The following is a 10632-nucleotide window of genomic DNA, read 5'->3' as shown; positions in this document are numbered from 1 at the left end:
CCCGACAGCCCTTCCGCATCACCGATCCGTCCTGGAGAACACCGTGAACGACGCGTCCCCGCAGCAGTACCTGGTCGTGGCCAACGACGAGGAGCAGTACTCCCTCTGGGAGGCCGGCCGGCCCGTCCCGCTGGGCTGGCACGACCAGGGCGTGCGCGGCACCAAGGAGGCGTGCCTGGAGCACGTCGAGCGGGTCTGGACCGATATGCGCCCGCTCAGCCTGCGCCTGAACACGGCCGGCTGACCCCACGATCCCCGGGCACCACGCCGCCCGGCCGTCCGCACCGCGGGCTGCCGGGCGGCGCGGCGGTGCCGGAAGGAACCCCCTATGACCGGCTCGTACGCGGGCGGCTCCGCATCCTCGCGCCGCCTCACCCCGCTGGCCGCCCTGGTGGCGGCCGGCGGGATCTCCTCGCTCGGCATGGCGGCGACCCTGGTCGCCGTGCCCTGGTTCGTCCTGCACAGCACCGGCAGCGGCACCCGGACGGGGCTCGTCGCCACCGCCGAGGTGCTGGGCCTGCTGTGTTCCGCCGTGCTCGCGGGTCCGGTGGTCGACCGGCTGCCCGTACGCGCGACGAGCATCGCGGCGGACCTGCTGACGGCCGTGGCGATCAGCCTGATCCCGCTCCTGTACGCATGGGACGCCCTGCCCCTGCCCGTCCTGATCGCCCTGGTCTTCCTGGTGGGGGCCGCCCGGGGGCCCTCCGACACCTCCAAGCAACTGCTGCTGCCCGGTGCGATGGAACGCGCCGGGGTGACGGCGGAGCGGGCCACCGGATGCGTCGAGGGAGCCCGCCGGATCGGCATGATGGCGGGGGCGCCGCTGGCCGGTCTGCTCATCGCGACCGTCGGCCCGGTGCGCACCCTGTACGCGGACATGGCGGCGATGGCGCTGTGCGCCCTGCTGGTGGCGACCCTCGTCCCGGTGGTACCGCGCGCCCGCCCGGCCGGCGGGGCGCCGCACGGCTCGTACGCCGAGGAACTGCGTTTCGGGATGGTCCAGTTGCGCCGGGACCGGCTCCTGGGGGCGATGGTGGGCGTCCTGATGCTGACCAACGCCCTGGACGGGGCGCTGAACGGGGTCCTCTACCCGGCCTACGGAACGCAGGTGCTGCGCAGCAGCGCCCTGTTCGGGGCGATGATCACCGCCATGGGTGCGGGCGCCCTGCTCGGGGCGGCCCTGTACGGCTGGGCGGGTCACCGGCTGCCGCGACGTGCGGTCTTCGTCGGGGCCTTCGTCCTGGTCGGGGCGGTGCGGTGTGCCGCACTGGCCGCCGAGCCGCGGGCGGCGGTGCTGCTGGCGGTGCTGGCCCTGTCCGGCGTCGGTTCGGGGGTGGTGGGACCGCTGATGATGTCGGTGGCCTACGAGCGGGTGCCCGCGGAGGTGCGCGGGCGGGTGTTCGGCCTGCTGCTGGCCGCAGCGCTGGCGGCGACCCCGCTGGGGATGCTCGGTGCGGGGCTGGTCCTCGACGTCGCGGGGTTGGTGGCGGCGCTGCTGGGTACGGGGACGCTGTACCTCGCGGTCACCCTGGCGCCGCTGGTCTTCCCGGTGTGGCGGGAGCTCGACGACCGCGGCTCCGCGGGGACTTCGGGGATCGCGGAGACGTCCGCGCGGGAGCCGGCCGAGCGCGAGCAGGGCTCTAAGGCCGCCTCAGGGGCCGGGATCCTGACCGAACAGCGATAGTTGGTCCGCTTTTGCGGCCCCTCACCATCGGGCCAGGCAGCTTGATGAGCTGTCGGATCCACCTCCGGAGCACCCGGGGCACGGCAAGGTTGGTCCTGCACCGACCGGCGCGGACGGCCCACGAAGCAGTTCGCGCCCCACCAGACCGCTCGTCATCCTGGGGATCCCATGCTCAAGCGCTTTGCCCTCGCCCTGTCCGTGACCGCGACCGCCCTGCTGCTGCCCGCGGCCGGCGTCGCGCAGGCCGCCGACGACACCTCGGCCGCGGCCACCGCGACCACCGCGACCACCACCACCGGCGACCAGGGCGGCACCACGGCGCAGACCCCGCGCCGGATCGTGACGGCCAACGGCACGGTGGTCACGGTGGGCACCGGCACGCTCGGCCACCGGAACCGCGACACGGCCGACAGCTCCTGGGGCGGCTGACCCGGCCGGCCCGTGAGGGCCTGCCGAAAGGGGGGAGGGAGGATCGCACCGCGATCCTCCCTCCCCCCTTTTTCTTTCTGCTGCCCGCCGCTGCGGTCGGGCCGTCGTCAGCCACCCTGCGAACCGAGGCAGACGACGGCGTACTGCGCCCCCTGCGCGTCGATGTACCGGCGCGACCATCCGGCCGGTACGTACAGCAACTCGCCGGGCAGCAGTCGGCACTGGAAGGACTCCGGCCGGCCGCTCTCACCGGTCCCGGTCAGCTGCCAGGTCACGGCGCCGGCGATCTGATGGACCAGCAGGTGCTCCCGGCCCTCGGGCTGCGCGGTCCAGGCCGCGTCCAGCCCCCCGCCCGGGGCGGAGCCCGGCGTCTCCACCCGGTCCAGCCGGACGGACAGGCCCGTCAGGGCACCCAGTTCGGCGGTGAACCGGTCCGCCTGGGCCGGCCGTACGCCGCCACCCGCCGGAAGGGCGCCCGCGTCATCGGCGTCGCCGAACGCCGGATTGTCGTACTCGGGCCACAGAACACCCGGTGCCCGGTCCAGGTGGACCGAGAGGAACAGGACGATCTCCCGCAGGTGCGGGGTCCCCCGCTCGCAACCTGCGTCCGGCATGTCCATTACGTGCCCCTCTTGTTCGGCGACTCGACAACTCCCATCCCAGCAGCATGCGACACGCCCGCCACCTGCGACAGCCACGAGAACGCGTGACACCGAGGTCAGGAGGGCGCTACCGTGCCGTCCGCCCCCGCCTCGACCTCGGCCGCGTCCTCGTCGGCCCCCCGGTCCAGCAGCCCGCGCGCGGCGGCGGCCACACCCGCCTGGAAGCGACTGCCGGCGCCGAGCTCCTGCATGATGTCGGCGATGTGGCGCCGGGCCGTGCGCAGCGACATGCCCAGGCGCCGGGCTATGGCCTCGTCCTTCAGCCCGGCCGCGAGCAGCCGGATGATCGTCTCGTGGATCTCCCGGGCCACCTCTTCGAGCCCCTGTCCCGCCGCGGCCGAGAAGGGCGAGGCCAGGTCCCAGGTCTGGTCGAAGATGTTGCACAGGTAGGCGACGGTCGACGGCTCGCGGATCACCACGGCGCCCCAGCTGCCGTCGGCGACGGGGATGAAGGCCAGTTCCCGGTCGAAGGCGATGAGCCGGCCGAACAGTTCGTGCGCCGTGCGGTACTGCGCCCCCAGGACGGAGGTGGCCGCGACGTAGGCCTGGCTCGGTCCGTTGAACCGGGCCGTGTGGTGGTAGAGGGTGCGGATCGAGATGCCCCGCTGGAGCATCGTCTCGTCCCGCCGCAGTGCCTCCTGCATCGCCTCCGGCACCCTGCTGCCGCCCCCCGGCTGCGAGCTGAGCATCTCGGTGGTGCAGTTGAGCGAGGCCCGGTTGAGCGCCCCGCGCACGTCCTCCAGGCTCTCCAGGACCTCCAGCGACTCCCCCGTGGAGCGGCGGCCCAGGTAGTGCGGCAGGAAACGCCCCAGGTCCTCGCGGATCCCGCTGATCTCCCGCTGCTGGTCGCGGATCCGCGCCTCCAGGGGCGCGACGAGCTGCTCGGCGGCGGTATCGGGGGCCACCGCGAAGGCGACCGACGGGTCCACCGGGCTCACGTGCAGCAGACGTGACGCGCGTAGACGCGCCACGCTGCGGCGGACCTCGTCCGGGTCGCGCCCCGTACCGGCGGCCACCGCGTCCACGTCCACCGTGCGGTGTTCGAGCACCCAGCCGTAGACATCGATGTCACCATCGGCGTTCTTCGGATCCGGCTCCACATCAGATATTTGCATTGCCCCACTTTGCACTTTTCACCCCGGGTCGCTTTGCTGCCAGGCACCTTGGTGAGGTGCCCGCCCCCTGGCGCCAGGATATGCAGCAGGCAAGGCTGTACGGGACGAACAGCGGCAGGCATCCGGCCACTTCAGGACCCGGGACGACCGAAACGGTGCGATCACGCTCAGCGTGATCGCACCGTCGCCCGGGGTGGCCCCCTGCCGCTCCCCTTCACCATCGATCCGGAATCCGGAGCCCCACATGCTGGACACCACACTCACCGCCCCCGCACCGGAACTGCCCGCCCTGACCCCCCGCGAGCAGGAGGTCCTCGCCTACCTCGCGCAGGGGCACACGTACCGGATGATCGCCTGCCGGATGGGGCTCAGCCCGCACACGGTCGACACCTACCTGCGGCGGCTGCGCAGCAAGACCGGTGCGGTGAACCGGACCCAGCTCACCCACATCGCCTTCCGGCTGGGCTACTGAGCCGGTCGCCCGGCCGGGGCCCCGGGCCCCGGGGCCCCGTCCTCGAACTCGCGCATCCGGCGCAGCGGGGAGCACAGCAGGACCAGCGGGGCCACCGACAGGGCGGCGGCGCACACCCACAGCGCATCCCGCACGCCCAGCAGTTCACCGAGGAGCCCCGCCAGCAGGCCGCTCAGCGGCAGCACGCCCCACACCAGGAAGCGCATGGTGGCGGTCATCCGGCCGAGCAGGTGCGGCGGGCAGACGGTCTGCCGGTAGGTGACCTGGCAGATGTTGTACAGGGTGACGCCGCCCGACTGGACGAACGAGCCCAGGACGAACAGGCCGATCCGCCAGTCCTTGTCGGCGAGCGGGAGCAGCAGCCCGAAGGGCATGGTCACCAGCAGGGAGAGCCAGGTCAACCGGGCCGCGCCGACGGCCCGCGTCACCCGGTCCGCCACCGTGGCGGCGAGCACCGAGCCGATCGTGGCCGTCGTCAGCACCCAGCCGACGGCCGCGGGCGGCAGACCCACGGTCCGGGTCAGGAAGAGCACCTCGATGGCCATCACCGCACTGAGGAACAGGTTGACGGCAGCGGTGTTGAGGGCGATGAGCCGCAGGATCCGGTGGCTCAGGACGTAGCCCAGCCCCTCACGGATGTCACGCAGCAGGTGGCGGCGCGGGGCGGGCTCCGGCTTCTCCTCGCGGGCGCCGATCCGCCCCAGCAGCACCACGGAGACCAGCGAGGTGACCGCCTGGCCGGCCAGCGTCCCGGCGGCGCCGAGCAGTTGCACCAGGAAGCCGGCGATGCCGGGACCGGCGAACTCCGCGCCGGAGCGCACCGTCTCCAGCTTCGAGTTGCCCGCGATCAGGGTGTCCTTGCCGATGAGCATCGGCAGGTAGCTCTGGTCGGCCACGTCACCGAACAGCCGGGCGCAGCCGAGCAGCAGGGCGACCGCGTACAGCAGCGGCATCGAGTGCAGGTCGAGCAGGTAGGCCACCGGCAGCGCCGTCAGCAGGACGGCGCGCGCCAGGTCGGCGGCCATCATCACCCGGCGCCTGCGCATCCGGTCGACCCACGCTCCGGCGGGCAGGCCCAGCACCAGGAACGCCGCGTGTTCCGCGGCGGCCAGCAGGCCCGCCTGCATCGCAGAGGCGTCCAGGGTGAGCACCGCCATCAGCGGCAGGGCGACGTACGTGATGCTGCTGCCCAGCTCGTTGCAGATGTGCGAGGACATGAAGAGACGGAAGTCCCTGCGCTGCCGGCGCTCCACGGCCTGGACGGAATCGATGGACTCGTCGGTGGTGACGGACACGGGTGCGTTCCTTGTCTGGGCGCGGACGGGGTCCGCGGGTCGCTGGTTCATCGGGGTGCGGGCGCGGGCAGCGCCCTGGGGTCGAGCTTGCCGCCGGGGGTCCGCGGCAGCCGCTCCATCAGTGTCACGGCGGCCGGTACGAGGTACCCGGGCACTTTGGCCAGAAGGTGGCGGCGCAGGGCGTCCGGGGTCAGGGGGCTGCCGGGGGTGACGGCGGCCCAGGCGGCCAGCTGCGGTCCGCCGGGCGCCGCGACGGCGCGGGCGACCACGTCGACCACGTCCGGGTGGGCGGCCACGGCCGCCTCCACCTCCTTGAGTTCGACGCGGTGGCCGCGGATCTTGACCTGGTCGTCGGCGCGCCCGAGGAAGACGAGCGGGCCGCCGGGTGCGCGGGTGACCCGGTCGCCCGTGCGGTACATGCGCTCGCCCGGGGCGCCGGCGAACGGGTCGGCGACGAACCGCTCGGAGGTCAGCGCCGGCCGGCCGTGGTAGCCGCGGGCCAGGCAGGAGCCCGCCAGGTACAGCTCGCCCGGGACGCCGGGGGGCGCCTCGCGCAGCTCCTCGTCGAGGACGTAGGCGCGTACGCCCGCCAGCGGTTCGCCGAGCGGGATCAGCTCGTCGCCCGCGAAGGCGGCCAGTTCCGCCGGTCCGGGCTCGTAGGAGGCGGCGGTGATCGTGGACTCGGTGAGGCCGTAGCAGCTCACCACCGGGGGGTGGCCGGCGACCGCCCAGTTCACCAGGTCCGCGGTCCGGCCCGCGTCGCTGCCGATCACCACGCGGCGCAGGGCGTCCGGCAGGGGCCGCGGGGCGCGCTCCAGGTCCTTGGCCCACTGCGTCCAGTACGGGGTGGGCAGGTTGACGACGCTGATCCGCTGCTCGGCGAGGAACGGCTCCAGCTCGGCGGGCGAGAGGACGTTGTCGGCGACGAAGACGGCCGTGCCGCCCGTGCACCAGGTGGGCAGGGCCTCCTCCAGGCAGACGTCGAAGGCGGGGGCCGCGAACTGCAGCACCGCGTCCCCGGCGGTCAGCCCGTAGCGCTCGGCCAGGGTGCGGACCTGGGCGGCGAGTCCGGCGTGGCCGACCGCGACGGGCTTGGGCATCCCGGTGGAGCCGGAGGTGAAGAGCACGTAGGCGAGGGAGCCCGGGGCGATGTCGGCGGGCGGCTGCGCCGCCGCCGTGGGGGCTGCGGTGGTCGTGGAGGCCCAGAACAGCTCTCTCCCGGTGCGCCGTTGCAGGATCGCGGCCGCGTAGGTGTCCGGGGCGACCGCGTGCCGGGTGCCGGCGGCCTCCAGCAGGGTGCGCAGCCGCTCGTCGGGGGCGTCGAGGTCCACGAGGAGGGGAGCCGCGCCCGCGTACCAGATGCCCAGCAGCCCCACCGCCCAGTGGATGCCCCGCCGCACCCCCAGGAGCACGGTGTCCTCCGGCCCGGCGCCGGCGGCGCGCAGCTCCTCGGCCACCGCGCGGGCCCGCCGGTCGAACTGGCGGTACGTGAGTTCCCCGTCGGCCGCGCGGACCGCGGTGGCCTCGGGTGCGATCCCGGCCCGGTGCGCGATGCGCAGGGGCACGGGGGTGGTCTCGGTGGGGCTCATGGTGGTGGTGTCTCCTGGGGTGCGGGCGGGCTCTTCGCGGGGCGGGCACGGCGCGGTCGGGGCGCGGACGGGCCCGGTCAGGCGCGGTCGGGCCTCGTCACGGGCGGGGGCGGGGGCGCAGGGCGGGGCGGGCGGGAGCGGCGGCGGCCTCGGCCAGGCGGGCGGAGATGCCCGCCGGGGTGGGCGTCTCGAAGAGGTCGCGGATGCCCAGGCGTACCCCGAGCTCGGTGCCGATGCGTCCGGTCAGCCGCGTGGCGAGCAGGGAGTGGCCGCCGTGTGCGAAGAAGTCGTCGTCCATGCCCGCCTCCTGGAGGCCGAGGACGGACGCGAAGATCTCGCAGACCGTCCTCTCCTCGGGGGTCGAGGGCAGCCGGCCGACCGGGCGGTGCACGGTGGCCGGGTCGGGAAGCGCCTTGCGGTCGAGCTTGCCGTTGACGGTCAGGGGGAAGTGCGGCAGGTGCAGGAAGAGCGACGGGACCATGTAGTTGGGCAGGTTCCGGCCCAGTTCCGTGCGGACCTCCTCGGCCGTGGGCGTTCCGGTGAAGTAGCAGATGAGCCGCTGCTGGCCGGCGTGGTCCCGGTCGACGGCGACGACGGCCTCGCCCACGCCGGGCACGGCGCGCAGCGCGGTCTCCACCTCGCCGAGTTCGATGCGGTTGCCGCGGACCTTGACCTGGTGGTCCTGGCGGCCGAGGAAGTCGAGCTGGCCGTCGGCCCGCATTCGGGCGAGGTCGCCGGTGCGGTACATGCGGCTGCCCGGCTCGGCGCGGAAGGGGTCGGGGACGTAGCGCTCACTGGTGCGCCGGGGGTCGCGCAGGTATCCGGGGCCCACGCCGGTGCCGCCGATGAAGAGCTCGCCGGGCACGCCGGGCGGTACGGGCGCGAGCGCGGCGTCCAGCAGGTAGAGGGTGTTGTTGCGCAGCGGACGGCCGACGGGGAGCCGGCCGTGCTCCAGCTGGGCGTGCACGTCGGGGCCGATGAAGGCGTGGGTGTTGTCGTCGGAGCACTCGGTGAGGCCGTAGGCGTTGACGATCGCGGCCTGCGGGTGGCGCGCGTACCAGCGCGTGCACAGTTCGGGCGGCAGCACCTCGCCGTTGACGATGAACCGGCGCAGCGCGGGCAGGGCCGGCGGCAGCACCCCGGTGTCCCACAGGTCTACGGCGGCGCGGACGAAGGAGGGCACGGTCTCCAGGACGGTGATCCCTCGGTGGGCGGCGTCTGCGAAGAGGGCGGCGGGGTCGCGGGCCGTGTCCCGGGAGACGAGGTGGACCCGGCCGCCCGTGATCAGCGGGGCGAGCATCTGCCACACGGAGATGTCGAAGGTGAGCGGGGCGTTCATCACCACGCGGTCGCCCTCGCCGAGGCCGAGGTCCTCGACCTTGGCCAGGAGGTGGTTGTTCATGCCCCGGCGGTGGACCATGGCGCCCTTGGGCCTGCCGGTGGAGCCGGAGGTGAAGCAGACGTAGGCGAGGGCGTCGGGTCCGCCGGCCGGAGCCGGGCGCTCGCCGGACGCGGCCGTGTCGTCGATGGAGTCGATCACGAGGACGGGCAGGCCGCCGGGGACGGCGGCGGCGATCTCCTCGGCGCGGGCCCGCTGTTCGGGGGCGGCCAGCAGCCGGGCGATCCCCCCGCTCGCGAGGAGGTCGGCGGTACGGGTGACGGGGCCCTCGGGGTCGAGGGGGACGTAGGCCGCTCCGGCCCCCAGGATGCCGAGCATCGCGACGGGGACGCGGGCGGTGGGCTCGCTGAGTACGGCGACCAGGTCTCCGGGACGCACCCCGTCGGCGAGCAGGGCCAGGGCGAGGGCGTCGGCGCGGGCGACCAGGGCGGCGTAGCCGATTTCGCGACCCGTGTCGTCGGTGGTGGCGACGGCGTCCGGGCGGCGCTCGGCCTGCTGCCGAACGCGCTCGACGACCTCCGCGTACTGCTCGTCGCGCGCGGTGTCGTTCCATTCGACCAGGACGCGGTGGCGTTCGGCCGGGGAGAGCAGGTCCACGGTGTCCACCGGGCACGAGGGGTCCTCGGCGACGGCCTCCAGGAGCCGGGCCAGGCGCTCCAGCAGGGCCTGGGCGGTGTCCCGTTCGAAGACGTCCGGCCGGTAGTCGATCTGCAGGCGCAGCCGGTCGCCGGGGATGGCGGTCAGCGAGAGCGGGTAGTGGGCGGCGTCGTACGGGTCCACTCCGGTGACGCGGAGCCCGCCCGCGCCGAGCGCGGCGAGGCCGGCCGCGTCGACCGGGTAGTTCTGGAAGGCGACGCAGGAGTCGAAGAGCTCCCCCGCTCCCGCGAGCCGCTGGATCTCCACCAGTCCCAGGTGGTGGTGGTCGATCAGCCGTGCCTGCTCGTCCTGGAGCCGCTCGAACAGCGCGACGAGGGACTCGGCGGGGTCGATGCGGACGCGGACCGGCACGGTGTTGATGCACAGGCCCACGATGTCGGCGACGCCGGGCAGTTCGGGGTCGCGGCCGCTGACGATGGCGCCGAAGACCACGTCCTCGGAGCGGATCTGGCGGCCGAGCAGCAGCGCCCAGGCGCCCTGGAGCAGGGTGCCGGAGGTGATCCGGTGGCCGCGCGCGAGGGCGCCCAGCCGTTCGGTCAGGGACGCGGGGAGGAACGTCTCGACGCGGTCGGGCAGGACCGAGCCGGGCGGCGGGGACACGGGCGCGGTGCGGGTTCCGCCCTCCAGGCCGTCGAGCGCGCGGGTCCAGGCGTCCTGGGCGGCGGCCGTGTCGCGGCTGTGGAGCCGACCCAGGAAGGAGGAGTACGGGGTGACGGGGCCGAGCGGCGCGTCGTCGGCGTGGTGCAGGGCGAGGAGTTCGCGCACCAGGACCGGCCAGGACCAGCCGTCCATCAGGATGTGGTGGTAGGTCAGCAGCAGCCGGTGGGACAGCGGTCCGGTGCGGATGAGGGTGAAGCGCAGCAGCGGCGGCCGGGCCAGGTCGAAGCGCGTGGCCCGGTCCTCGGCGAGGAGGGTGTCGACTGCGGCGGCGCGGTCGCTCGCGCCGAGCCCGGTCAGGTCCACCTCCTGCCAGGGCGCCCGTACGCCGCGCTGGACGACCTGGGCGGGTTCGCCGGTGGCGCGGCGCAGGAAGCCGGCGCGGAGGTTGGCGTGCCGTTGCAGAACGGTGTCGGCGGCGGAGCGCAGCCGGTCCGCGTCCAGGGGGCCGTCGAGGTCGAGGAGCAACTGGGCCACGTAGACGTCGTGTTCGTCCTCGTCGAAGAGGGCGTGGAAGAGGATGCCGTCCTGGAGCGGGGAGAGCGGCAGGACGTCCTCGACCAGGGAGCGGGTGGCAGCGGGAGCGGAGGTGGGTGCGCCGGCGGGGGTGGGCGCGGCGGCGGGGGTGGGCGCGGCGGCGGACGGCGGGTGGTTCATGGTGGTGTTCCTTCTG

9 protein-coding genes are annotated in these 10632 nt (G+C 74.2%); 4 read left to right on the top strand and 5 right to left on the bottom strand.

Annotated elements, in window-relative coordinates:
- Nucleotides 1-43: 43 nt before the first annotated feature.
- The 3 genes from IE257_RS14420 (at nucleotide 44) to IE257_RS14410 (ending at nucleotide 2113) form a co-directional block, all read left to right on the top strand.
- Nucleotides 44-244, top strand: a complete 201-nt coding sequence (locus IE257_RS14420; RefSeq protein ID WP_209468343.1) for an MbtH family protein — start codon at nucleotides 44-46, stop codon at nucleotides 242-244.
- Nucleotides 245-328: 84 nt separating this feature from the next.
- Nucleotides 329-1684, top strand: a complete 1356-nt coding sequence (locus tag IE257_RS14415; protein ID WP_189968558.1) for an MFS transporter — start codon at nucleotides 329-331, stop codon at nucleotides 1682-1684.
- 168 nt (nucleotides 1685-1852) lie between these two features.
- A complete protein-coding gene (locus IE257_RS14410; RefSeq protein ID WP_189968556.1) occupies nucleotides 1853-2113 on the top strand; it encodes a hypothetical protein in 261 nt (86 codons plus the stop codon).
- 107 nt (nucleotides 2114-2220) lie between these two features.
- On the opposite strand, the gene IE257_RS14405 is transcribed toward IE257_RS14410, so the two are convergent.
- Together IE257_RS14405 and IE257_RS14400 are read right to left on the bottom strand one after the other, a co-directional pair.
- Nucleotides 2221-2733 (bottom strand): hypothetical protein, encoded by a 513-nt coding sequence (locus IE257_RS14405; protein WP_189968554.1) that lies wholly within the window; start codon nucleotides 2731-2733, stop codon nucleotides 2221-2223.
- A 98-nt stretch (nucleotides 2734-2831) separates the two neighbouring features.
- Entirely contained in the window at nucleotides 2832-3890 is a 1059-nt protein-coding gene (locus IE257_RS14400; protein ID WP_189968553.1) for a response regulator transcription factor, read from the bottom strand.
- 244 nt (nucleotides 3891-4134) lie between these two features.
- On the opposite strand from IE257_RS14400, the gene IE257_RS14395 reads away from it, so the two are divergent.
- Nucleotides 4135-4362: a response regulator transcription factor gene (locus tag IE257_RS14395; RefSeq protein ID WP_189968551.1), complete on the top strand. Its 228-nt coding sequence runs from the start codon at nucleotides 4135-4137 to the stop codon at nucleotides 4360-4362.
- Here the strand turns inward: IE257_RS14395 and IE257_RS14390 are convergent.
- From IE257_RS14390 to IE257_RS14380, 3 genes are all read right to left on the bottom strand, one after another.
- Nucleotides 4356-5657, bottom strand: a complete 1302-nt coding sequence (locus IE257_RS14390) for an MFS transporter (protein ID WP_209468344.1) — start codon at nucleotides 5655-5657, stop codon at nucleotides 4356-4358. The two genes, IE257_RS14395 and IE257_RS14390, sit on opposite strands and share 7 nt — an antisense overlap.
- Before the next feature lie 47 nt (nucleotides 5658-5704).
- Complete coding sequence (locus IE257_RS14385; protein WP_189968547.1) at nucleotides 5705-7246, bottom strand: amino acid adenylation domain-containing protein; 1542 nt, start codon at nucleotides 7244-7246, stop codon at nucleotides 5705-5707.
- A gap of 97 nt (nucleotides 7247-7343) precedes the next feature.
- Nucleotides 7344-10616 carry a non-ribosomal peptide synthetase gene (locus IE257_RS14380; RefSeq protein WP_189968545.1) on the bottom strand — a complete coding sequence of 1091 codons (3273 nt, stop codon included), beginning with the start codon at nucleotides 10614-10616 and terminating at the stop codon, nucleotides 7344-7346.
- Between the last annotated feature and the right edge of the window lie 16 nt (nucleotides 10617-10632).

It is taken from the genome of Streptomyces avidinii (assembly GCF_014650695.1).
GTDB lineage: Bacteria > Actinomycetota > Actinomycetes > Streptomycetales > Streptomycetaceae > Streptomyces > Streptomyces avidinii.
Note: the sequence above shows the minus strand (reverse complement) of the source record. Positions and strands in the feature narration are given on the sequence as shown.